The sequence below is a fragment of the Paenibacillus sp. CFBP13512 genome (assembly GCF_005233705.1).
Lineage (GTDB): Bacteria > Bacillota > Bacilli > Paenibacillales > Paenibacillaceae > Saccharibacillus > Saccharibacillus nuruki.
The window spans coordinates 23,699-47,582 of sequence record NZ_QGAD01000003.1 but is presented as its reverse complement, the minus strand read 5'-3'; the positions used below and the strand labels follow the sequence as shown (position 1 = coordinate 47,582).

Below are 23,884 nucleotides of genomic sequence, written 5' to 3'. Positions count from 1 at the left end.
AGATAAATAGAAGAATGATTTTGCCAAGCAAAATATCTTACACTAACATACATACTCTATCTATTATTTGGATAAAGGTATTTCTAGTTATTGTATGCCATAATACCATAACTCTGTGTTACATCACACGTTTGAACATTTTTTCCAGGTCATACGATGAAAAAGAAACAACGATAGGACGCCCGTGTGGACAGGTATACGGCTGACGACATGTAGCCAGACGATCCAATAACGATTGTGCTTCTGCTTCCGTTAATTTTTGATTGGCTTTGATCGAAGCTTTGCATGAACAGAGGGTAGAAGCTTGCTCTCGTAACTTCGCTAGATCAATCGCTCGTTCACTAAGCACCCATTCTGCCATTTCTTCAATCACTTGTTGCTCTTCGCCTTTTGGTAACCAATAAGGATACGCAGTTACACGAAAAGTCTGACCCCCAAAATGCTCTAAATAGACACCTACCCGTTCAAACCAGTGCAACCGATCTTTAAGCTTGTTCGCTTCTGCTAACGTAAATTCAAGTGTAATCGGTAATAGTAATTCTTGCGATACTTCTTCAGGACGACCGAATTTCTCATAATAAAATTCATAATTAATCCGTTCATGTGCCGCATGCTGATCAATTAGAAATAATCCTTCATCATTTTGTGCAACCAGATAAGTACCATGATGCTGACCAATCAAGTTCATATCTGGAAATTGAGGAATCTCTGGTTCTTCAGCAGTGCCATACAGCATTTCAGCATTAAATGGACGTTGGTTAGTATTGTTATAGTTGCTTCGTTGCTGTGGCGATCTTGCAGACGAACCAGAAGTATTTTTAGATGGTGCCGCAGTACTTTTAGCATATTGAGCAGTCTGAATTTGTTCCTGAATTTGTGGAGCCGATTCAGCATGTACCGGAGCTGTATAAGCAGGTAATGGATGAGACGGCTGAACAGGATCAGACTGAACATCTTTAGGCTGCGTTGTAGAGTCATTAGGACTCGCTGGTACTTTTTGCGCTTCTGTTACAGGTGATGTGATAGGTTGTTCCTTTTTCTTATACGTTATCTGTTGTTCATTTGAAACAGCAGGTAAATGAGTTGTCGATTCTGGTGGCAAATCTGCATCTGTAAATGGCGGAATATACGGTGCATCCAGATCGCCTAATTCACTTGAAAGTTGATTGGTTTTTTCCGGTTCAAGATATTCTACAGGTGCTTTGCTGAAATTAAATTGCTCTTGAATAATCGATTCACTATTACCACGCTTAATCGTCTGCTTGGTCGCATGTGGAATCAATATTTCTTTACGCAACGTCTGCCGAATCGCTTCTTCGACAAACAACATTAATTCCGCTTCTTTACTAAAACGCACTTCCATTTTGGAAGGATGCACATTCACATCTACTAATGAAGGATGCATCGTCAATTGTAACACTGCTAACGGATAACGATTGATAGGTAGCAATGTATGATAAGCACGCAAAATAGCTTGATTGACAGCATAATTACGAATATAACGACCATTTACTACAATCGACATTGCATTACGACTTGATTTAGCAATTTCAGGTCGCCCAATATATCCGCCAATCTGATAATCTAGATTTTCACCTTCTAATGGCAAAACCATTTTGGCGGCTGAAGTCCCATAGACTGCCGCAATCACCTGAAGCATATCGCCTGTTCCGGGCGTCTGAAGCAACAGATTGCCATTGTGCCGAAACGTAAACGCAATCTCTGGATGAGCTAAAGACATCCGGTACATTACATCTGAGATATGTCCAAGTTCCGTCTGAACAGTTTTCATATATTTTAATCGTGCTGGCGTATTATAAAATAACGAATTCACACGAAAATCAGTTCCACGTGGCGCAGCTTCGTCTTCGTTGACTTTAAGTGTCCCACCTTCAATCAATAGACGTCTGCCTGCACCATCATCTGTAGCGCTTGATAACAATTCGACTTTGGATACAGCAGCAATACTCGGTAAAGCTTCACCACGGAAGCCTAGACTTGTGATTTGATAGAGATCACGATCATCAACAAGTTTACTTGTAGCATGGCGGTAAAAAGCCGTCTCACAGTCGTCTGCGGCGATCCCTTGCCCGTTATCTTGTACACGAATATATTCAAGTCCACCTTCACCAATATGCACATCGATCCGACTAGACTGAGCATCTATTGCATTTTCAACCAACTCTTTAACCACTGAAGCTGGACGTTCGACCACTTCACCTGCGGCAATCTGGTTAGCGATATGTTCATCCAATACACGAATTTGACCCATGTTTATTTCCTCCTTCCATATTCCATTTCTTATCCATTATCGTTACTCCATTACATTAATAGGTTGCTTTCACTTTGAGATCATTTAGCAATTGCATCGCTTGTAAAGGAGTCATATTCATAATGTCTGTATTTTGAATCAACTCAACGATTTGTTTGGCTACAGGGTCTTCTTTGATTATCGTCTGAGTCGTTTCTTCTTCATCTCCAAAAATAGACATCTGTACAACATCTTGTGCTTTATTTTTAGAGGTAGGCTTAGTATATTGATCTTCCATTTGTTGCGTATCTATTGCAGTAAATGAAGTATCTGGCGAAAGCGCAGCACTCTTTTCAGCAATAGGAGAAGATGACTCTTTATAGTTAGACGAGTAATGAGACGTCGTCTGATGCTGTTCCGTATGTGCAGGTCTAGTTGCTGATGATATAGTCGATTGATCGGCTACAACTGTGCTACTTGCTTGTTCCATCCGACTCAGTATGCCATTGGCGCGATCAATAATACTTTCTGGCAAACCTGCTAATTGCGCACAATAAATACCATAACTGGTACTTGCTGCACCTGGAACAAGTTTACGTAGAAAATGAACTTTATCTCCGCTTTCTTTCACTGCCATCGAGAAGTTTTGTAAATGTTCTAACGTTTCTTCCAGATGCGCTAATTCATGAAAATGAGTAGATACCAGCGCTTTACATCCAATCTCATGATGTACATATTCAATCACCGCTTGTGCAATCGACATGCCTTCACTGGTCGATGTTCCTCGACCTAATTCATCAATAATAATCAGACTTCGTGGTGTTGCTCGTTCTGTCATCACTTGAATATCAGCCATTTCGACCATAAATGTACTTTGTCCACCGATCAGGTCATCTGCGGCTCCAATACGGGTGAAAATACGATCGATCATCGGAATCTCAGCATGTTGCGCCGGTACAAAACATCCAATTTGTGCCATAATCGATACCAAAGCCACTTGACGCATATAAGTACTTTTGCCCGCCATATTAGGACCTGTTATCAGTAAAATGTTCGCTTTGTCTTCGGTAATTTCGGTGCTATTTGATATAAAAGAAGTATTGTTCATCACTGCTTCTACAACAGGATGGCGACCTTCTTTCACAATCAGATCATATCGATCTGTTAATACAGGTTTGACAAAAGCACGTTCTGCACTTATCGCTGCAAACGACTGATAAACGTCGATTTCTGCTACTTTTTCAGCTAACTGTTTTAACCGTGGAATCTCGTTAGCTACTTGAGTTCGCAGATCCGCAAATAATTCATATTCAATATCAACCATTTTTTCTTGAGCTTCCAGAATCAATGCTTCTTTGGCTTTTAATTCAGGGGTAACATAACGTTCTGCATTGGCTAATGTCTGTTTGCGCTCGTATCTGCCTTCTGGTAAAGCATTTAAGTTAGAGCGTGTCACTTCTATATAATAGCCGAAAATTTTGTTATACCCGATTTTGAGCGATTTGATACCTGTTGCTAATCGTTCTGCTGCTTCAAGCTCAGCGATCCAACGCTTGCCATTTACACTAGCTTCGCGCAATTCATCCAGATGAGCATGATACCCTTCTCGAATCAAGCCTCCATCTTTAACTGATACAGGAGGATCATCTACGATCGCTGTACTGATTGCATCTGTTAAGTCTGTACATTCATCCATCAATTGCGAGATTTGTTGAAGCGTCGAAGAAGAAGAATCGGTACATTGACGACGCAATTCAGGAATTTGAGCCAGTGAATCACGTAACGCTAACATATCGCGTCCATTGGCTGTTCCAAAAGCGATTCGTCCTACTAACCGTTCCAAATCATAAATACCTTTAAGCTGAGATCGCAAGTCTTCACGCAAAATTAATCCATGATGAAGCTTCTCTACTGCTTCTAAGCGCTCTTCGACTAATTTCCGGGATAACAGTGGCTTATCGATCCAACGACGAAGCAGTCGCCCACCCATCGGTGTCTCTGTACGATCAAGTAACCAGAGCAAAGAACCTTTACGAGAACGCTCACGAACCGTCTCGATCAACTCTAAATTACGACGTGTAAATGGATCAAGAATCATATAATGTTCAGGTTCATAGGCACTGATATGTGTTAGCTGTCCTAATGAACGTTTTTGCGTTTCACTCAAGTACCCAATCAGAATCGAAATACATAATTGGCGCTCTTCATCCAACCTTGCCCATGCTGCTTCTCCAAATTGACGACGTGCTAATTCCTCACGTGCTTTGTCCCAAGGCGTATAGAGTACTTTACGTCCTAACTGAAGTGCTTGGCGATATGGCTCATCTATAAGATCAATTTGTCCAATAATTTCAGATGGTTCATACAGACCTAATTCATCACGTAGCCATTGCTGCGAGGACAATGCTGAAGTCACATGCAGTTCGCCTGTAGACAAATCGCAAGCCGCTAACGCCATTTTGCCTTCGCGCTCTGTCAGACAGATCATATAGTTGTTCGCTTTATCGGTTAATCCTTTACTTTCCATCATCGTACCCGGTGTCACGACACGAATAATTTCACGTTTCACAATGCCTTTGCTTGCTCCTGCTTCTTCTACTTGTTCACAGATCGCGACTTTGTATCCTTTTTCGATTAAGCGATGAATATAATTTTCTGCGGAATGATAAGGAACACCGCACATGGGAATGCGTTCAGGTGCACCTGCGACTTTGCCAGTAAGTGTAATTTCTAATTCTTTAGATGCTAAAATTGCATCATCAAAAAACAGTTCGTAAAAATCCCCCAATCGGAAAAATAAAAAAGCATCTTGTGCTTGTTCTTTTATTTTGAGATACTGCATCATCATCGGTGTATACGTAGTCATGTTTCCCCTCCAAAAAAGCATTCCAGAATATCGTTAAGCATAGATGTAACATGCTTGTTTTTTATCGAAATATTATCGTACTCATACTTGTTGTCATATGCAATCCCTTTTCGAAATGCAAATACGTGTTCGTCTCTTTATTATAACGAAAGAGCTTAAAAAGTGCTATGGATCAAAAAAGAAGTGCGAACCCCATATTAACGGTTCGCACTTCTTTTATTCTACTTTACAGTCATTTCTTATTGTTGTACTTCAGGTTTATCCGAAGTCAATTCAATTTCAGCTAGTGAATCATAGCTACCACCATAAGAAATATCATAATTTTTGATACGTTTGTTTACAGCTTGAACTTCATAACGGTAAAGACTTGGAATGACAGGTGCTTGGTCGATCATCAACTGCTGCCATTGATTGTAAATATCTTTACGATACGCCATATCAAATGATTTAGCAGATGCACCTTCTGTTAATAACTTGTCATTCTCTGCACTTACGAAGCGAGAGTAGTTAAATGAAGCTTTACTACCATACAATCCAGCAGGGTTAATATCTGTACCTGTTCCCCATGCTGCGCCATACACATCGATGTCTGGATCATCTTTTTCAATACGATCGTAGAAAGAGTTAAATTCTTGTAGACGGCCATCTAGCAATTGAACATTCAGACCTACATCTTTCCAATTTTGCAAATAGAACTGAGCACGAGCTTCTGAGATAGTGTCTCCACTCATAGCTGCATAGTTAATTGTTAATTTATTTCCTTTAGGATCTTCACGCAATCCGTCGCCATCTTTATCTACATAACCTGCTTGATCCAGCAATTGTTTTGCTTTTTCAGGATCATAGTTATATCCTTTGATGCTATCATCATGATATTGCGCAAATGCAGGAATAATCAATGAAGTAGCAGGTGTACGAAGTCCGTGATACAACTGTGTACCTACTTGTTCATTATTCAAAGCATAACCCATCGCTTGACGCAATTCTTTATTCGCCATCTTAGCATCTGGATTCATAATGCTTTCGCCTTTAGCTTTATCAAATTTACCTAGTTTGAAACCAATATAATCATAAGACAATTCTTGTCTACCTAAGAACTCAACATTCGTCGGAACATTTTTACCATCGTACAGACTGTTCGGGAATGAAGCTAAATCAATATCGCCTTTTTTCAACGATTCAATCACTACATTAGGGTTCACTACTTTTAGATTAACACCGGCTAATTTAGGTGCACCGTGGAAGTAATCTTTATTTGCTTCAAATTGTACAGACTCACCTGTAACCATCGCTTTGATTTTGTACGGGCCATAACCGATAGGGTTTTTACGTACAGGATCAGAAGAAGACATATCTGCTACAGGAATATCTCCAAATACTTTTTTCTCTAAAGGATAAGACCATAAACCTGATTTTACAGAAGGATCTGCTTCTTTAAAGTCAATTTGTACTTCTTTATCATTTACGATTTTGATACCTGAGATTGTTTTTGCTTTACCTGCATGGTAATCTTCCATACCAACAATATTCATAAAGCTTGTATCATAACGTACACCATCATAGTCTTTGTTACCAATCACTTCAAAAGCAAAAGCATAATCTTCTGCTGTTACAGGATTGCCATCAGACCAGTTTAATTTGTCATCAATTTTGACATTAACTGTTTTGTTGTCGTTAGAGAAGCTAATGTTAGCAGCTCCGCCATCTTTTACATCAAAGTTCTCATCAGTAGCAAAGAAAGACGGATAGAAGAATTGAATAACTTCAAAATCCGGGTTACCACTGTAGAAAATAGGATTCAAAATACCTTCAAACGGAGTATCGGAAATCAAACCATAATTCATTGTTCCACCTTCAATTGCAGCAGCTGTGTTCGTTGCTGCTTTTGGAAACTTACCAGACTCTTTAACACTTTCATTGGTTGCTGGTGCATCTTGAGCCGTTGGTGTTGACTTTCCACTTGTACAAGCAGATAACACCAATACAAATGCAATGAACAAAATAGATACGATTTTTTTCTTTGTATTTCCCAACATAAATTTTCCTCCTTTTGATGATCGTACTGTAAATTTATTATCCTAATCGCTGTCTAGCATCTGTCGCACGCTTGAGGGCTTGACCGACAAAGTTAATCGCTAGAATAAGAACCAAAATCAGCAGCGATGCTGGTAACCACATCCACCAATAGTTTTGCAAAATATCAGGGTCTGTTGCATTACTTACAATCGTCCCTAGACTTGGTGTACTTTGAGGTAATCCAAATCCGAGGAAAGATAGCCCTGTCTCAATCCCGATATTACCAGCAAGATTCAATGTCATATTTACGATAACGATTGAACTCAGGTTAGGAAGTATACCAAAAGCGATAATCTTCCAGTTTGGCGTACCTAATGTTTTGGAGGCTTGTACATAATCCAATTCTCGTTCAGCAAGTACTTTGGCTCGAATCAAACGAGCTTTACCTACCCAGAGAAAGGCAGTCATAATGAAAATAAATGACCATATATTATATTTAGGTACAATAGTTACAAATACGATAACTAACATTAAAAAAGGAAGAACAAGAATAAAATCGATAAAACGCATAATAATATTATCTACGATTCCACCAAAGAAACCTGCGATTAATCCTATGCTTAGACCAATAACAGCAGCAAAAATGGTAATTGCAAACGCAATCGTAATCGAATTACGTGCTCCGATCATCACTTGACCGAAAATATCACTACCTGCTCGATCTGTCCCTAACCAATGATCTGCACTAGGTGGAGCCTTGATGGAGGTCAAATCAACTTTGGTCACAGCTTCTTGATCAATAAAGAATATAGACCCATAAATAACAATCAAAAATAATGCTAAAAAGACTAAGGAAATCATCGCCATTTTATCTTTGATTAATTCTTTACCTAAAATCGACCAACTTGAAGGTGATTTTTGAATCGTTTCTTCAGGTGCAAATGTTTGAGCTCTCATTCCCATTACAGGCTTCCTCCGTTCTTATGTCTGATGGTACGTGCCAGATTGTATAATGTGCTTCAGCTTAGCCAATCCGAATACGTGGATCAACCCAACTTAAAATGATATCCGACAATAATGTACCGATAAGAGCAAGTAAGCCGGAAAGCATAACCAGTATGGTAACTACAGAATAATCACGTTGTGTAATGGATTGTAAAAATAACTGTCCTAGTCCTGGATATCCAAAAATAGATTCAATAAACAGATTACCTGCCAATACGCCTGTTAAGTCATAACCAAGAAAAGCAGCGATAGGAAGTAAAGAGTTACGCAAAATGTGTTTTGAATATACTTTAGACTCAGGAACCCCTTTAGAACGAGCTGTTTTCACAAAATCTTTCAATCTTGTATCAATCACTTCATTACGAAGGTATTGAATCGTTGCTGTTGTACTTACTAATGCCCCTGCTATTGCGGGCAAGATCAAATGATAAAACTTATTCGCATAGTACGAACCGGAGCCTGGATCTATCCCTACATCTACACTACCACTTGTTGGGAACCATCCTAGTTGGAATCCAAACACAAATAGTATTAATAGTGCAAATATAAATAGCGGTGTAGCAAAACTGAGATACGTATAACCTGTGATCGTTTTGTCTAATAATGAATTCTGATAGCGACCACTCAAAATCCCCAGTGGAATCGAAATCAAATACGTTAAGACCAGAATTGCAACACCAAGGTAAAAGGTATTCGCCAGACGACTGCCGATCAGATCAGCAACGCCAATTTTATGTACATATGACTTTCCCAGATCCCCTTGTACTAAATTTCCTACCCAACGTCCATATTGCTGCCATGCTGGATCATTTAGACCTAATTTTTCCCGTTGTTCTGCTAAGACTTGTGGACTCACATTCGGATTGGCTTGCATAGCACCCGTTAACGCATCGCCCGGCATTGCTTTAGCTAAGAGGAAGATCAGCACGCTCAGTACGAACAATTGGGGAATCATGATCAGAATGCGGCGAAGCGTAAATTTCCACATAATTTAATTTCCCCCCTATGGTAATGCGACTTGATGTGACGAGCTGATCGACTTCAATGCCAATGGCTTGCCCTCTGGGTCTAAGAGATTATTAAGATCTTGTTGATATGAAGATAAAATATGTTGACGTGCCTGTGTACTCGCTTGGCGCTGACCTGGATCAATATTCGGAATCGCTGAAATCAATCGCTTGGTATACACATGTTGTGGATTTTCATAAATATCTTCTGTATTCCCCTGTTCTACCAGACGACCACGATACATAATCCCGATCTCATCACACATATGACGCACAATCCCTAGATCATGACTGATAAATAAGTAGGTTAGATTAAATTCTTTCTGAATTTCTTTCATAAAGTTAAGCACTTGTGCTTGCACCGATACATCCAGAGCAGATACCGGTTCATCTGCAATAATCAGCTTCGGATTCAACGTCAATGCTCTGGCGATACCGATCCGCTGACGCTGTCCACCTGAAAATTCATGCGGATATTTAAAAGCCGCTTCTGGATTCAAACCTACTTTTTCAAGCAAATCTTGCACACGTCTACGTTCTTCTTCTTTGGTTAAATTTTCAAAATTACGTAGTGGTTCTGCAATAATATCCAGTACACGCTTTCTACCATTTAGCGAAGAATACGGATCTTGAAAAATCATTTGAATATCCCGGCGTAAAGAATGCTGATTTTTGTGAGCAATTTTGGTTAAATCTTGCCCTTCAAAGGTTACATTTCCTTCTGTTATTTTATTGAGTCCGATAATTGCGCGTCCTGTTGTTGTTTTGCCACATCCGGATTCACCGACAAGCCCGTAAGTTTTACCTGCTTCGATCTGAATCGATAAGCCATCTACTGCTTTGACATGACTGACAACACGCTGGAAAAAGCCACCACGAATCGGATAATGTACTTTTAGGTTATTGAGTTCCAGCAATGCCATTCAATACAATCTCCTTTCCATCTCCCACTTCATCTTCAAAATGAAAATTCTGATAGCATGTACAACGCACCCAATGTTGCGGAGCCACTTCATTCAGCTCAGGATGCTCTGCATGATGCGTCTGTGGAATCCAAGGAATACGTTCTGAGAAGCGACAGGAACCGCGAGGGATATTCTGTAATGAAGGTACACGACCTTCAATCACATGTAAACTCTCCTGCCCTACATTTGCTCCTGGCATTGAAGCCAATAGTGAGCGGGTATACGGATGTTTGGGATTGTTGAATAACTCGTTTACATCAGCAATTTCTACAATTTCGCCTGCATACATCACAACGACACGGTCTGCCATTTCAGCCACAACACCAAGATCATGCGTGATAAGAACAATACCGGCGTCATTTTCAGCTTGCAATTGCTTCAGTAAGTCCAAAATTTGAGATTGAATCGTTACATCTAGAGCTGTTGTTGGTTCATCAGCGATAATTAATGAAGGGCGACATGCAATGGCAATCGCTATCATAATCCGCTGTCTCATCCCACCAGATAACTCATGTGGATATTGGGCATACACCCTTTTTGGATCAACAATATTTACATTTTCCAATAATTCGATAACACGCTTTGTTTTTTCTTTTCGAGATAGCGACGTATGATAATCGAGATTTTCCTCGATTTGTTTGCCGATCGTCATCAAAGGATTCAACGCTGTTAATGGGTCCTGAAAAATCATTCCAATTTCGGAACCACGAATTTTGTTCATCTGTCCAGGTGACAATGTGTTCAAATCCTGCCCTTTAAAAAGCAGTTCACCTTCAATACGTGTGTTTTTGCTATCATGAAGTCGTGTCAGAGAAAGTGCCAAGGCACTTTTACCGCAACCCGATTCACCTACAATAGCCAAAACTTCGTTTTTGTTGATCGTTAAGTTCAGTTGATCGACAGCAGGGTAATACTCGTCTTTGATACGAAAAGCTACTGTCAGGTCTCTGATTTCCAATACCGATTCTGTGTTCAAATTTGGATTGCCTCCTCGCCTTCAATCTTTAACGCAATGTAAACATTTCTTATTAATTGTTATCATTTTATATTTATAATCTTCCAAAGGTCAATAAAATTTAACTTTTTTCCAAATTGGTGAAAAGAAATTAGCATAAAAGCTATCATAACGTGTGACGATATAGATAGCTTCTATGATTAAACTTATATTCTATTTTACCTTATTATCCATACCTAGCAAGGGGTTACGCAATTTATCACGTTTGGATATTTTTAGGTACTGACCCAATTCTCTGCATAATTGTAAGATAGCGGAACGCATTTCAAATTCTTCGCGTGTTGTCGGTAAATCCATATTTCGAAATTCTTCTTCCAATGCTAAAAGCAAATGTTCGGTTTTTCCAGTATAATATGGCGTTTTGACATCTCTAGATAATTGTTCGAACATTTCAGCAGCGGCATCGGCTTGAGGCATTTTACGATACACTTGAGCTACCAATTGCATCATATTCTGAATCGAATCCAAATGCTGTTTTCGCATATAAAAATAGACTGTCCATGACTCATCGGTATGCAACATCTGATTTTCCAATTCACGCTTCGATTCGGTCAGTCCTTGCTCTACTTTGGTATAGGCTTCGATCACTTCTTTTCCGTCCCAAGCAAAAGAAGGACTACGAAGCGTTTTGGCGATCTGCTCACACATTTGAGACAATAGCTCATTGACTTCGCTACGAATTGCATCTAAACGCTGATGAGGATTAGGCATATAGATCAGATTGACAATAGCCGCTGATCCTAGACCGATCAATAACAGTTCAATTTCTACTAACATCGTATGTGCTGTTAAAGTCGCTCCATTAAAAATATGCACGACTACCACAGAACTGGTAACAATACCTGCACTAAACCCAGCCCGTGTAATCAAAGGAAACGCCACTAAAATATATAAGGCAAATACCCAGTGATGAAATCCAAATAATGAAAATAAAACAAAAGCACAAATCATTCCGATCAACGAAGCAAAAAATCGCGCTGAAATCGTTTTGAGACTTCGTTTACGTGTAACATCGACTCCCAGTATAGCTAATAACGCCGCCGACATAGCACTTGGAACTCCTAAAGTGCTGGCTGCAACTACTGCTAATAATGCCGCAATAGCCGTTTTGATCACGCGAAAACCCATGCGTCTTTCTCTCCCTACTCCACTTCTTTTTCTCTATCTGTATTTTGTAATCTCATTTACTCTTTTGAGTATAGCTTTTATCCTACTTGATTTACCGGTATTCGACAATATCATATTCGTCTGTTATTAGATAAAAGAATAGCAAAACAAAAAGCTTTCATCGGCTTAGACTACTCGCAGATGAAAGCTTCTTGCTACATTAATTTGAAGTTTGTAAATGATAAATCTCGTTATATTTTTCTTCTAAATAGTCTGCAAGATAATCCGGGTTCAAGTCTTCACCTGTAATCTGCTGAATCAATTCGGAAGGAGTACGGCTTTTACCATATTTATAAATTTTATCTGTTAGCCATTCTTTGATCGGCAATAGATTACCTTCAGCAATCCACTTTTCAAAGTCAGGCAGTTCTTTGCGCATCGTATGCGTCATTTGCGCTGCATACATATTACCGAGAGAATAGGAAGCGAAATATCCGAAGTCTCCACCTGACCAGTGTACATCTTGCAATACGCCTAGTGCATCATTAGGTGGCGTAATACCGAGATACTCCTGATATTTACTGTTCCATACTTTAGGCAAATCTTTCACATCTAGACCTTCGTTAAATAACATTTTTTCAATTTCATAACGAATAATGATATGAAGGTTGTATGTTAACTCGTCAGCTTCGATACGAATCAATGTATTTTCTACACGGTTTGCTGCACGATAGAACGTATCAAGTGATACTTCTTTAAGCTGTTCAGGGAACAACTGTTGCAGATCACTATAATAACGATCCCAGAATGAACGACTACGTCCTACTACATTTTCCCAGAAACGGGATTGAGATTCATGAATCCCCATCGATGTTCCTGTTGCTAATGGAGTGCCTGCTAGATCGTGTGAAATGTTTTGCTCGTACAGTGCATGTCCGCCTTCATGAAGAGAACTGAAAATCGCACTCATCACATCTTCAGGCATATAATTTGTTGTAATCCGTACATCTCCTGGATTAAGACCTGTAGCAAAAGGATGCACACTTTCGTCTAAGCGTCCTGCATCAAAATCAAAACCCATTTCTTTAAGCAACAAATGTCCTATCTTTTCTTGTTGACCAATATCATACTGTTGCTTCAAAAAATCATTGTCGGGTTGATGTGCAGATTGCTTGATTTTTTCCAATAAAGGAACAAGACGTGCTTTTAATCGATCAAATACCACATCTAACTTGGCGACTGTCAAATCAGGCTCATACATATCGAGCAATGTATCATAACGTGTTTCTTTCACACCCCAGTAATCAATAAAATCACGTTTCATTGCTACAATCTCACTAAGTAATGGCTCAAAGCCTTTAAAATCATCATTATGTTTGGCTTCTTCCCATACCGTTTGTGCATGAGTCGTTAAGCTAGAATATTTTTGAATTTTTTCAGGTGGAATCTTCTCATTTAGTTCATACTCTTTACGAACATCTTGTACAATGCGTTTGTCATTGTCTTCTAATTGTTCAAATACATCTGGACGTGACAAGATTTCAATATACCCGCCCATTTCTTTCGATACAGACAGTTTGAAATGTTCTGTTGCTAGTACACCAATCGTATCTGCACGTAGCTCTGCACCTTTACGTGGGGCTCCTGTACGCAAGTCCCATCCCATCAATGCGAGCGCTTCACCATAACTGCTAATTTTGCGAACCAATTGCCGGAATTGCGTCAACGTATCTTGTACATATTGTTCCATAATAGGGTTCACCTCTCTGCTTACATACACAACACTTGGGCTATGACATGTAATATTGTTATTTTTGTAAAAAGACACCTCTTGATGATACGTTCTTCTAGACGTATAATCAATGGTACACAATTAAATATTATAGACATCATTCATCAGATTGTGCTATACACTTTGATTTATGAGTCTATAAGAATACATTTAACCATTTTTGCTCATATCATAATACCTGTAACTTCTAAGGAGTGAATCGTAATGGTAAAAGTAAATGTAACCCCTCAAGCAGAACAGTATTTAGCACGCAAAATAGGAGATAACAAAGCTGTTATTCGAATTTTCGTAGATAATGAAGATTGCGGATGTACAGGTGGTATCCCGGCACTTCGTTTAATTGATGAGCCTGGCAAACGAGATACCGTTATCGAAAGCAATGTACTAACACTCACCATGCATCAAAGTGGTGAATCGTATTATGATGATGATGAATTGACATTATCAACCGATGATGCAGGTTCTTCACTCAGACTCAGTAGTGCTTCTCAGTACTATAGTAGAAGTATTCGCGTTCTTGATGGACGCAAAGCATTAGCCTAATTTTTTATTATGAATCCGTAAGATGAGCAGGAGGATAATCAATGAATTCGATTACAACTATTATGCAACACAATCAGGAGTTCGTGACAAGTAAAGAGTATGAAGCGTATCTTTCCAGTCCTTTTCCTGAGAAAAAGTTGGTCATTTTGACGTGCATGGATACCCGTTTGACTGAATTATTGCCTAAAGCAATGAATATTCGTAACGGTGATGCCAAAATTCTAAAAAACGCAGGTGCTATTATTTCACAACCATTTGGTAGTGTAATGCGTAGTATTCTTGTCGCTATTTACGAATTAAAAGCAGAAGAAGTGATCGTAGTTGGTCATCATGGATGTGGTATGGCTTCACTGAACTCAGATCATATGATTGAGAAAATCCATGAACGCGGAATTGCGCCAGAAGTACTGACTACACTCGAAAATTCAGGGATTAAACTTAAAAGATGGCTGCAAGGTTTTGATAACGAAAAAGAAGGCGTTATGCGTAGCGTAGACATTATCAAAAACCATCCTTTACTTCCTGCTAGCGTTCCTGTACACGGCATGATTATTGATCCAGCAACAGGACAATTAGAGCTACTTGTCAATGGTTATGATCAGGTTGAAGTCCCTTCTAACTCTTAATTTTTAACCGATTATTCGCTTCAAAATACAGCATAAAAGGCTGTAGATATATCAGACGTGGAGGTCACTGATCCACGTCTTTTTGCTATTTATTTTTATTGAAATGAGCAAAATATCGCTTCATTTCAAAATTTGAACATTCTTTGTCTATCTTTTTTATATTTCAATAACTTTATATAAAATCGCTATGAGCTTCCTTGCGAAAGCATACAGTTGTAGTGTACACTTTATCTTAAATCGGCCAAATGGCTGTTTTAAAAGATAGGAGAGAATGCCCTATGAACACGCTATCTTATGGTTTACTTGCCTTGCTTGCACGCAATAATTCGTCAGGTTACGACTTGATGCTCAAGATTCAACCGTTTTGGCAAGCAAAACATAGTCAAATTTATCCATTGTTATCACGCATGGAAGAACAACATCTGTTATCCGCAGAATGGATTCAACAAACAGACAAGCCAGACAAAAAGATTTACGCAATTACCCCTCTAGGAGAGCAACGTCTCAAAGAATGGATGCAACTTCCTGCGGGTGAACCTGTTAGTCGTGATGAATTGGTTCTCAAAGCATTTTGCTTATGGACAACCGATCGCGAAAACGCTATCTCTTTGTTTAGTACACGATCTATTTATTACCAAGAACGTATTCATTACTTTGAGCAAGCGATTCACAAAATGCCTGAAGAAGTACGTCAATTCGGTACACGCGATTTTGGATTGTATATTTTGCGTCAAAAAGCATTGGCAACAGCTAAAGCGAATTTGGAATGGACAACATGGGTGATCGACATGCTCAAAAATTCCACAACAACAGAAAGTTCCTCACAACCTCAACACCAATGAACAGTTTATACGAAGCCAATGGTTCAAAATAAAGAGAATCAATATTAAAACATTTTGAAACCTAATAATAAGTGCTTCGTATAATAATTATACTGTCATTGAAGACAACTACTAGGAGGATCATGAACACAATGAAAAAAATGCTGATGGTTTTTGTAGCATTCACATTATTCTTCACCTTATTTAGCGGATTTGCTAATGATGCAGATGCAAGACGTGGTGGTGGATTCAAATCTTCACCGAAGTCTTACACAACAACACCTAAAAAATCAACAGATAGCAATAGCAGTACAATGAACAGCACGAACCGTAGTAAAAATACTACAGCCGGTTCAACAGCTAATCGTGGATTTTTCAGCGGTGGTAGCTTTTTCAAAGGATTAATGATTGGTGGTCTTGCCGGTATGTTATTCGGCGGAATGTTCGGTAATATGGGAATGTTCGGAGACTTGTTAGGATTAGTTATCAACTTATTTGCTATTTATATTCTATTTATAGCGGCTCGTGGTATTTACCGTATGATTCGTCAACGTAAAAAATCCGCTGATCCGTACAACAGACGTTAATGCCTATGCGACTCAGTATGGATGAAATCATTAACGCAGTGTGCTTGAATATCGCTGAACGCAAAGGACTCAAACCTACGGATGTAACGGTTCAACTTTCCTGGGAAGAAGACACGGGTTACACCGCAGAAGTGTGGACAGAAGGACGAAGCCAATATTTAGTCGAAAGTAATCTGAACGAAGCGATCTTACGTTATATGTTCAGTGAGTATAATGCACGTGTATTTAAAGAACAGGTAGAATTAGTTATCAACGATGACGAAGAAGAAATTCAAGCGATTATTCGCGATAACTAATCTCTACTCTATTCATTTAATGAAGAATACTTTCCAAAAGCTTGCGATATAGACTATCATTTAGTCGACGATCGCAAGCTTTTTTTGTATCCAATCATACGCATATCGTCCACTAATCTCATGGCTACCTTCAAATAAATCATATGCAAATTGTTCTTCTGCATGATGCTGTAGATAGATCTGTTGTAACTGTGTTATCGCCTGCTCCACACCTTGTAAAGGAAAAATCGGGTCACCCTTTCCCCCTTCTACAAATAAAGGTCGTGGCGCGATCAGACCGATCCATTGAGGCAAGTCGGCATACACTGCCTGACCGGGAATATAATTACAGATACAGTGATGAATATGCAGAATACTGTCCTGATACGTATTGGTGAATCCTGTAAGTACTGTAGCACGTATCCGTTGATCAAGTACCGCTGTCAAATAAGCAATCAATGCTCCTCCTGAAAATCCCATAATCCCAATCCGCTCTGCATCCACTTCTGGCATTTCACTTAGAACATCTACTACTTTCAATAGTTCATGTACTCTAAATCCAGCCAACGTCTTCCCCATTAATAACATTCGACTCGATAAAGAATCACATGAATTAGCAACCTCTGCATTTCTAGCCATATCTTCAGCCAATCGTCTTTCTCCAAAACCAATCACATCAGGAGCTATAGTGATTAGCCCTCGGTTGACCAGTTGTACAGCATAATGTTGATGAATACCCGGTGTATTGAGATCGGTTTCTCCATTTGGCAATAGGCCTACAATCTCACGGCTACCGTAGCCATGACCATGAATAGCAATCACTGCGGGTGCAGGTGTCGTTAGATTTTTGGGAATTAAGACATAAGCAGCAAATGAACTATAAGGAGAAGCGGACAATTCTATCCGCTTGCGAATATATGTACCACAATCAACGGTTTCCAAAAGCTTTACTTCATCACTATCATTTGATGGAAATGTACCGATAAGCTGTTGCAATAACGTCCTTCCTTGAGATCGATCCTGTCCTTCTTCTGCAAAAGACAATGAATGTTGTGCCGCAGTATCTGTATATAACTGCTTTAACAGTGTATCTCCCTGCCAGTCATCCATATTTCTCCTCCTATGCACACGTTATCATTTTGAGTTATATATGCTCTCTTTTTCCATAATGACCTGATAATGCCTTTATTATATCGCTAGTTTATATAAAAACAAGTTAATGATAGCGATATACATCTATCATTAACCTGCTTCTTCTAACAAAACATCAAACTCTAGCAAAATAGATGTTCCTTTTGAACTGGTATGCACCATAATTCGATCTGCTGAGGTGTACATCAATGCAAAGCCTTTACCTAGTGAACGCTTACTACTATATCCTGAGATCAGTATCATTTTGGGCAACTCATGAATAGGAATACCTGAACCATGATCTGTAATATAAATTTGTAACACATTAGGCTTACTATACACAGACAATTTGCCATGTGCAGCATGTTTAATCAGATTGGTAACTCCTTCAGATACAGCGAGTTTAATATGCATCAGTTTTTTCGGTTGATTGATTTTGAGCTCTTCTGGAATATACTCCATCACCAATGAGCGTCCTGAAGATACGTCGCTTTTAGTCATAATATCCATATTAGCTAGTGGACTACCCAGATGTTCTTCAATCTCTTGTTGTTCTAGACAGATATCAATTTTGCTTTTGGAAAGTGTTTCGATCACATCTTTATACGAGCGCATCGTACTTTGATGCAATTGTTCACGGTATTCTAACGCCGGTGTAATATCTGTTAATACAATAGCAACCCAATTATTTTCTGGATAAAAATGAGCTTCAAATGTTTTTTGATTACTCTGGATCACTTCATAGAAATTTTCAGAGACACGTAATGCATGTTCAGCCAGTGGCCCTAATTGATTTTTCAAATGAATGTCTTCCATCTCTTGCAGACTATGATGGTCTTTATATTTAAGCAATACAGTCCCACCAGTGAATCCACTCATTTCTTTGTGTTCATCTACAGATGGAAGTTCTGAATCAATCAGATCCGAACCTTCAAGTAACGGCTTAGTGATCACAAGCTGGCGCAAAGCGATAATAATCTCTAATGTGATCCGTTGTATCAACTTGGGATCTAATACTTTGCCTGAAAGTCGTTGTAATTGGTGTAAGACGTCTACATTATCGGAATGACTACTTAACAAATGTTCCAAATGATTGCAGAGCGCTATAATACGCGATTCATAAGGAATATCTTGACCTTTCAAGCCAGACGGGAATCCTTTGCCATCATAACGTTCATGATGATGAAGTACCCAGGCTGCCGCTTTCTTATCTCCACTAATCGCATAAATAATATTAGAACTTTCAGTAGCGTGAGACTGATACTCTTTTTCTTCTGTTAAAGATAATGCACCACGCTTCGTCAGAATCTCCATCGGTAATAATGATTTACCAATATCATGTAGTGTAGTGTAATTGACTAAATCTGTTCTTCTTTTTTTGGGATACGCCAGTAGTTCCAACATATACTGACAAAGAATCCCTGTGTTCTTACCATGCCCTTCATTACGTTGAGAAATTCTCAATTCGCTTAATCGAATAAACTCTTCTGAAGATTTCATTCGAATCTGTAATTGACGAATAAATCCATGCGACAAAAAAATAATCAGTAGCAAAAACAATAACACATACACCGTTTCGTATACGATATTGCCTAACGAGATATGTCTTAGAAAATGAGGAACGATAATCGTACATAATAATACAGGTACGATCAACTCTTTTAATTTGAGCACCATATCATTAAGAAAAGGTGTGCCGATAATCGTTGTAGAAGCACCTGCTAGTAATAACATATAGACCAGACTAAATACTAGAGCTCCTAGCCCTGCCTGAATATAGGTAGAAAAAGGATTCAAGGCTTCCATCACTTGATACGATAAAAAAATACTAATTACACTTTTGCCTAATGCAGAGCAGATTCGAAAAAGATTCATTTGCCGAATATCAAAATTCTTTTTGCGTGTGTAAGATATAATCGTACTGATGACTATTCCCAAAATAGCAGGATTATACCCAAAAGCAAGCGCAAGAATAAGAAACCCAACCAGACTTCCGCTGTACTCCTCACCGCTTAGTAATCTGACCGGAAACAGATCCAACAAAACGATAAGAAACAGAATCGGCGCAATCGCAAACAATGCAATTGAATGCCATTCGCGGATCATATATACGATACTTGCTACCCCTACAAGGCTGAGCAATATCGTATAACCGTTCTTTTCTTTCATTATCTAAAGATTTCCTTGCCCAGAATCTCATCCAGTTGAAGCAATTCAAAAACTTCCATAACCTCCGGTTGAGTTTGTTCAATATAGACATTACGCCCTAATTCTTGCAACACTTGTACCAGACGAATAATCAGTCCAATCCCAGAAGAATCTACAAAGAATACCTTTTCCAAATTCAATATAATATTCGTATACGGTGCTACAGCCGGTTCGATCTCGTCCTCCAATACATCCCCAGCATCAATATCAATATCACCTTCAAAATAAATTGTAGCTTGTACTTCATCGGTCACGATTTGATATGCAAACATTATTTTTCACTCTCCTACCATACAAATTGGCGATCCTCATTCAAGCGTGCTTTGACATTCAAGGTATCTTCTTTAAAATGGTGCATTTTGGAGCCGATCTGTAAAATCGTTCCGCCTAGTAACTTGTCCACATGAATCACTGCGCCTTCTTTGACGGTTAATTTCGTAGAATTACTGCCTATCGTGCCAGCTTCTTGAATATGCATCCCTTTGGCGGCATAATAATCTCCACCACGTAGAAATCCTGTCACTTCAAGTAATCCTGCACAGCGCAATTGTGTGTTGTAACATCCTTTTTTCACTTGGACTGGCCCACCTACAAGAATTTGACTATTCTGAATATAATGAAATTGTGCAAAAATATGATCCAATTGAGGTAAAACAACTCGGTCTAACAAATAGGCTGTTCGCTTAACAAAACGATCCAAATCCTGTGCTGTTTTAAAATGACTCATTGTTAGATTTAAAAAACCATTTTTGATTTCTTTGATATATTTTTGCCATTCTTCATTGATTAACGCTTTGTGTTCTTCTATAGTACGCATAAACAAAAGTAATTGCTTATGCAACTCTTTAAACCGTCCACGAAATAAAACGTCAAGCAAAGGAGCGAGACCATGCTGATCAATATCTGTGATTTTAAAAGCTGCTGCGCGATTCAATTGCTCGATCGCTGTCGTCAAAAATTCCGTTTGTTCCAAAATCACTTGCAAAATAGGTTCTGCTTGACCATAAAAAAGGAACAATTGTCCAACCGCCACTTCGCTTCCGATCACATTAGCAGTGACCATTAATGACTGAGTTGCTATAATTTCTGCCATATTCACATTGCCTTTAATATGAATATTACCATCTGCTTCGACTTTCATCGTATCTTGAACTGTGCCACTAATTTCAACATCACCTTGAAAATGAATATTGCCTGTCTGAAGAACAACATCTCCACGATGCTCAAGTTTCGGAATAATCGCAACCTTTACATGTCTTCCCTGTATAATCACTTCAGGCATTCCGGTACGTGTAGCAAGAATTTCCAATCCATCTTGAGATAGCTGTGTACCATGACCGGTTAAGACAATCACACCTGTTACCGGTGGTGCTAGAACAGGTTCTCCAAATACATTGACTCCATTTATGCCAATCACAGGTGGATAGATTAGACCAATCAAATCACCAGCATCGACACAAGGAAATTCTTTAATCTCACGATAATCGATTGTTCCATTTTCGCGCATTTTGGGCTGTACTTTACGAGTCTTGGTATCGACTTTAATCTCAAAGTATCCATTCGTACCTGCGATTGCCTGCTCACCTTCTGCAATCAGAAATGTATCATTTACTTCACTCAGGCAAGCTTTTTTGATCTCATCATGGTACAGACCGTAGACTACTTTTTGTTCGATTAATTTTTTGCGTACGGCTATCGGTTCAATCGGTGTATGTTGCTTCTGTTCTTCTGCTTTGAGAACCAATCGCAATGTTGGTGGAGTATCAACAACCTGCCGAATAATGCGATATCCTGCTTCAATTCGTAATTGTACATTCATTGCTTTATCATCAATATGAATGTCCCAGACCGGTTGTACCACTTTATCTTCTACTTCATATCGGACAATATCGCCAGCAGATAATTTTACTGTTTCCCCTGTGAGAATAGGTACTTCGTCAATCCAAAGAGATACCTGTTCAGTTGCACGAATACTAGGTTGATGGTTTCCTTTGGAATGAAAATAGACTTGCCCTGCTTCAATCCATACTTTACCTTCTGTATCATCTATAGAGGGGGTAGTGACTGGATGTTCGATTCTAGAAGGTGGTATATTCACACTGGCTTCAGCTATAGAGATCGGCGGAGAATACTCTGCCATATCCAGCGATTGATCTAGTATTTCTTCTGTTTTGAGTGTTACTTTGACTACAGCTTGCTTGGAATAAAGCCCAAGCATCCCTTTGGCTTCACTTTCCATCACTTCAATATGAACCTGTTGCTTGGTAGCATCTAGCAAAGTTAGAGCTTGCTCCACGGCATCTTGCACTGTTTTGGCTCTAGCAATCACACTACGCTCCATAGTGGGTACCTCCTCCATACCTTTCTCATGTCAATTCAATCGAAATAATGCAGACATCATCTTTACGATGCTGAATCAAACGTTCTAATTTCACTACGAACGCTTCATTTTCCAAATAATGTAGACTTTGAGCATAGTGTTCTAACTTTTCGATTCCTGCATGGATAGAGACGCCAGGCTTTTCTACTAATCCATCGGTGTATAAGACAATGCGTGCAGGTGTCTCGTATGTCACTGTAGCTGTATCTAATTTCATATCATTTTGAATACCAATTGGGACGGTTGTACCTGTTAATTGAGTAGGAAATTGATCTTTCAAAAATAATAAACCCGGTGGATGCCCTGCATTAAAATACTCAATTTGCTTTAACTCTAAGTCGATAAATAGATAAATCGCTGTAAAGTAAGCAGCACGGCGATTTTTACCAAATAGTGCTCTCATCTTTTTGTTCAATTCCTGACAGACCAGTTGAGGCTCTTTCACTACACCTACAATGCCATCAAGCAGAGAACGAATCGACATACTGATCAGTGCAGCCGATATTCCGTGACCAGATACATCAATGAGCAGTACACCACAATGCTGTGGATCGAACATTTTCCAGTACAACATATCACCGGATACTTCGGTCGATTGTAGATAGCTACTGTGCACTCGAATAGTAGGTTCATTAATTGGTGGACTAAGGACGCTACGTTGTAAATGTTTAGCCAATTGAAGCTCTTTTTGCACTTTTTCTTCTCGAATTTTACGTGAATCCATTTCTTTTTTAAGTCGAATAGCGGATTGAACTCGTGCCAGTAGTTCATAATCAGGTCCACCTTTTTCAATAAAATCCATACCGCCTGCATTAAAAGCTTCTTTGAAATGAATCCGATCTGCGGTGAGGAAAATAATAGGCAAATCCTGATAAACGATACAACTCTTAATAATCCGACAGGCTTCAATTCCGTCGATTCCAGGCATTACAATATCCAATAAAATTAAATCAATCGCCGCTGCTTTACGAGGAGATACTTGGTCGTGAATACTAAGAATATCGAATGCTTCTTGAGCCGAAGAAGCCGTCTGTATATGCTTGTACCCTGCTGTATCGAGTACATTTTGCAAAAAGACAAGATTAAGTCTGGAGTCATCTACAATCAATATACTCATGATACTTCTCCTTCAGAGTAGTTTATATCTTTATTTTCGTCAGTTTCTTCCATTTATGTGATAGTTAACGATTACAATTATATTGAGTAAGCATTTAATTAAGAATTTTGAATAGATTTGAACAAAAAAAGCCTACTTTGCTTGAAGCAAAATAGACTTTCAATAAACCTAC

19 protein-coding genes are annotated in these 23,884 nt (G+C 39.0%); 5 read left to right on the top strand and 14 right to left on the bottom strand.

The genetic code is table 11. The features are described 5' to 3' along the window. Positions 1-118 precede the first annotated feature (118 nt). The 9 genes from mutL to PaeCFBP13512_RS04625 form a co-directional block, all read right to left on the bottom strand. Positions 119-2,272, bottom strand: coding sequence for a DNA mismatch repair endonuclease MutL (gene mutL / locus PaeCFBP13512_RS04665; protein ID WP_137221515.1), 2,154 nt, complete (start codon positions 2,270-2,272; stop codon positions 119-121). 55 nt (positions 2,273-2,327) lie between these two features. After that, positions 2,328-5,117 carry a DNA mismatch repair protein MutS gene (mutS, locus tag PaeCFBP13512_RS04660; protein ID WP_137221513.1) on the bottom strand — a complete coding sequence of 930 codons (2,790 nt, stop codon included), beginning with the start codon at positions 5,115-5,117 and terminating at the stop codon, positions 2,328-2,330. A 239-nt stretch (positions 5,118-5,356) separates the two neighbouring features. Next, positions 5,357-7,153 (bottom strand): oligopeptide ABC transporter substrate-binding protein, encoded by a 1,797-nt coding sequence (opp4A, locus tag PaeCFBP13512_RS04655; RefSeq protein WP_069326012.1) that lies wholly within the window; start codon positions 7,151-7,153, stop codon positions 5,357-5,359. A gap of 37 nt (positions 7,154-7,190) precedes the next feature. Then, positions 7,191-8,096: an ABC transporter permease gene (locus tag PaeCFBP13512_RS04650; RefSeq protein WP_137221511.1), complete on the bottom strand. Its 906-nt coding sequence runs from the start codon at positions 8,094-8,096 to the stop codon at positions 7,191-7,193. 61 nt (positions 8,097-8,157) lie between these two features. Continuing rightward, complete coding sequence (gene opp4B, locus PaeCFBP13512_RS04645; RefSeq protein ID WP_069326013.1) at positions 8,158-9,126, bottom strand: oligopeptide ABC transporter permease; 969 nt, start codon at positions 9,124-9,126, stop codon at positions 8,158-8,160. A 15-nt stretch (positions 9,127-9,141) separates the two neighbouring features. Next, positions 9,142-10,068 (bottom strand): ABC transporter ATP-binding protein, encoded by a 927-nt coding sequence (locus tag PaeCFBP13512_RS04640; RefSeq protein ID WP_069326014.1) that lies wholly within the window; start codon positions 10,066-10,068, stop codon positions 9,142-9,144. Continuing rightward, positions 10,046-11,086 (bottom strand): ABC transporter ATP-binding protein, encoded by a 1,041-nt coding sequence (locus PaeCFBP13512_RS04635; RefSeq protein ID WP_069326015.1) that lies wholly within the window; start codon positions 11,084-11,086, stop codon positions 10,046-10,048. The genes PaeCFBP13512_RS04640 and PaeCFBP13512_RS04635 overlap by 23 nt, the downstream gene beginning before the upstream one ends. Positions 11,087-11,278: 192 nt before the next feature. Beyond that, positions 11,279-12,253, bottom strand: coding sequence for an aromatic acid exporter family protein (locus tag PaeCFBP13512_RS04630; RefSeq protein WP_069326016.1), 975 nt, complete (start codon positions 12,251-12,253; stop codon positions 11,279-11,281). A 199-nt stretch (positions 12,254-12,452) separates the two neighbouring features. Then, positions 12,453-13,982, bottom strand: a complete 1,530-nt coding sequence (locus tag PaeCFBP13512_RS04625; RefSeq protein WP_069326017.1) for a carboxypeptidase M32 — start codon at positions 13,980-13,982, stop codon at positions 12,453-12,455. A gap of 246 nt (positions 13,983-14,228) precedes the next feature. Here PaeCFBP13512_RS04625 and PaeCFBP13512_RS04620 point away from each other — a divergent pair, with 246 nt between their 5' ends. The 5 genes from PaeCFBP13512_RS04620 (at position 14,229) to PaeCFBP13512_RS04600 (ending at position 16,897) form a co-directional block, all read left to right on the top strand. After that, entirely contained in the window at positions 14,229-14,567 is a 339-nt protein-coding gene (locus PaeCFBP13512_RS04620) for an iron-sulfur cluster biosynthesis family protein (protein ID WP_137221509.1), read from the top strand. A gap of 41 nt (positions 14,568-14,608) precedes the next feature. Further along, positions 14,609-15,193 (top strand): beta-class carbonic anhydrase, encoded by a 585-nt coding sequence (locus tag PaeCFBP13512_RS04615; RefSeq protein ID WP_069326019.1) that lies wholly within the window; start codon positions 14,609-14,611, stop codon positions 15,191-15,193. Positions 15,194-15,471: 278 nt separating this feature from the next. Continuing rightward, positions 15,472-16,035, top strand: a complete 564-nt coding sequence (locus PaeCFBP13512_RS04610; RefSeq protein ID WP_069326020.1) for a PadR family transcriptional regulator — start codon at positions 15,472-15,474, stop codon at positions 16,033-16,035. Between the two features lie 131 nt (positions 16,036-16,166). Next, positions 16,167-16,601: a hypothetical protein gene (locus tag PaeCFBP13512_RS04605; RefSeq protein WP_069326021.1), complete on the top strand. Its 435-nt coding sequence runs from the start codon at positions 16,167-16,169 to the stop codon at positions 16,599-16,601. 5 nt (positions 16,602-16,606) lie between these two features. Then, positions 16,607-16,897, top strand: coding sequence for a YxcD family protein (locus PaeCFBP13512_RS04600; RefSeq protein ID WP_069326047.1), 291 nt, complete (start codon positions 16,607-16,609; stop codon positions 16,895-16,897). 60 nt (positions 16,898-16,957) lie between these two features. Here the strand turns inward: PaeCFBP13512_RS04600 and PaeCFBP13512_RS04595 are convergent, their stop codons facing one another. The 5 genes from PaeCFBP13512_RS04595 to PaeCFBP13512_RS04575 form a co-directional block, all read right to left on the bottom strand. Further along, positions 16,958-17,986 carry a dienelactone hydrolase family protein gene (locus PaeCFBP13512_RS04595; protein WP_137221507.1) on the bottom strand — a complete coding sequence of 343 codons (1,029 nt, stop codon included), beginning with the start codon at positions 17,984-17,986 and terminating at the stop codon, positions 16,958-16,960. A 132-nt stretch (positions 17,987-18,118) separates the two neighbouring features. Beyond that, the gene (locus tag PaeCFBP13512_RS04590; protein ID WP_137221505.1) at positions 18,119-20,176 is read right to left on the bottom strand and encodes an HD domain-containing phosphohydrolase; all 2,058 of its coding nucleotides are present in this window, start codon (positions 20,174-20,176) and stop codon (positions 18,119-18,121) included. Beyond that, on the bottom strand, positions 20,176-20,487 hold the full coding sequence (locus PaeCFBP13512_RS04585) for an STAS domain-containing protein (RefSeq protein ID WP_069326024.1): 312 nt from the start codon (positions 20,485-20,487) through the stop codon (positions 20,176-20,178). Before PaeCFBP13512_RS04585 ends, PaeCFBP13512_RS04590 begins: the two co-directional genes overlap by 1 nt. Before the next feature lie 14 nt (positions 20,488-20,501). Next, the gene (locus PaeCFBP13512_RS04580; protein ID WP_161594210.1) at positions 20,502-22,556 is read right to left on the bottom strand and encodes a FapA family protein; all 2,055 of its coding nucleotides are present in this window, start codon (positions 22,554-22,556) and stop codon (positions 20,502-20,504) included. 25 nt (positions 22,557-22,581) lie between these two features. Further along, entirely contained in the window at positions 22,582-23,712 is a 1,131-nt protein-coding gene (locus PaeCFBP13512_RS04575) for a PP2C family protein-serine/threonine phosphatase (RefSeq protein ID WP_069326026.1), read from the bottom strand. Positions 23,713-23,884: the final 172 nt, after the last annotated feature.

Excerpts from the sequence above, each read along its gene's own strand:
- mutL (WP_137221515.1), bottom strand. The coding sequence starts at position 2,272 with ATGGGTCAAATTCGTGTATTGGATGAACATATCGCTAACCAGATTGCC.
- mutS (WP_137221513.1), bottom strand. The coding sequence starts at position 5,117 with ATGACTACGTATACACCGATGATGATGCAGTATCTCAAAATAAAAGAA.
- opp4A (WP_069326012.1), bottom strand. The coding sequence starts at position 7,153 with ATGTTGGGAAATACAAAGAAAAAAATCGTATCTATTTTGTTCATTGCA.
- PaeCFBP13512_RS04650 (WP_137221511.1), bottom strand. The coding sequence starts at position 8,096 with ATGGGAATGAGAGCTCAAACATTTGCACCTGAAGAAACGATTCAAAAA.
- opp4B (WP_069326013.1), bottom strand. The coding sequence starts at position 9,126 with ATGTGGAAATTTACGCTTCGCCGCATTCTGATCATGATTCCCCAATTG.
- PaeCFBP13512_RS04640 (WP_069326014.1), bottom strand. The coding sequence starts at position 10,068 with ATGGCATTGCTGGAACTCAATAACCTAAAAGTACATTATCCGATTCGT.
- PaeCFBP13512_RS04630 (WP_069326016.1), bottom strand. The coding sequence starts at position 12,253 with ATGGGTTTTCGCGTGATCAAAACGGCTATTGCGGCATTATTAGCAGTA.
- PaeCFBP13512_RS04625 (WP_069326017.1), bottom strand. The coding sequence starts at position 13,982 with ATGGAACAATATGTACAAGATACGTTGACGCAATTCCGGCAATTGGTT.
- PaeCFBP13512_RS04620 (WP_137221509.1), top strand. The coding sequence starts at position 14,229 with ATGGTAAAAGTAAATGTAACCCCTCAAGCAGAACAGTATTTAGCACGC.
- PaeCFBP13512_RS04615 (WP_069326019.1), top strand. The coding sequence starts at position 14,609 with ATGAATTCGATTACAACTATTATGCAACACAATCAGGAGTTCGTGACA.
- PaeCFBP13512_RS04610 (WP_069326020.1), top strand. The coding sequence starts at position 15,472 with ATGAACACGCTATCTTATGGTTTACTTGCCTTGCTTGCACGCAATAAT.
- PaeCFBP13512_RS04605 (WP_069326021.1), top strand. The coding sequence starts at position 16,167 with ATGAAAAAAATGCTGATGGTTTTTGTAGCATTCACATTATTCTTCACC.
- PaeCFBP13512_RS04600 (WP_069326047.1), top strand. The coding sequence starts at position 16,607 with ATGCGACTCAGTATGGATGAAATCATTAACGCAGTGTGCTTGAATATC.
- PaeCFBP13512_RS04595 (WP_137221507.1), bottom strand. The coding sequence starts at position 17,986 with ATGGATGACTGGCAGGGAGATACACTGTTAAAGCAGTTATATACAGAT.
- PaeCFBP13512_RS04590 (WP_137221505.1), bottom strand. The coding sequence starts at position 20,176 with ATGAAAGAAAAGAACGGTTATACGATATTGCTCAGCCTTGTAGGGGTA.
- PaeCFBP13512_RS04585 (WP_069326024.1), bottom strand. The coding sequence starts at position 20,487 with ATGTTTGCATATCAAATCGTGACCGATGAAGTACAAGCTACAATTTAT.
- PaeCFBP13512_RS04580 (WP_161594210.1), bottom strand. The coding sequence starts at position 22,556 with ATGGAGCGTAGTGTGATTGCTAGAGCCAAAACAGTGCAAGATGCCGTG.
- PaeCFBP13512_RS04575 (WP_069326026.1), bottom strand. The coding sequence starts at position 23,712 with ATGAGTATATTGATTGTAGATGACTCCAGACTTAATCTTGTCTTTTTG.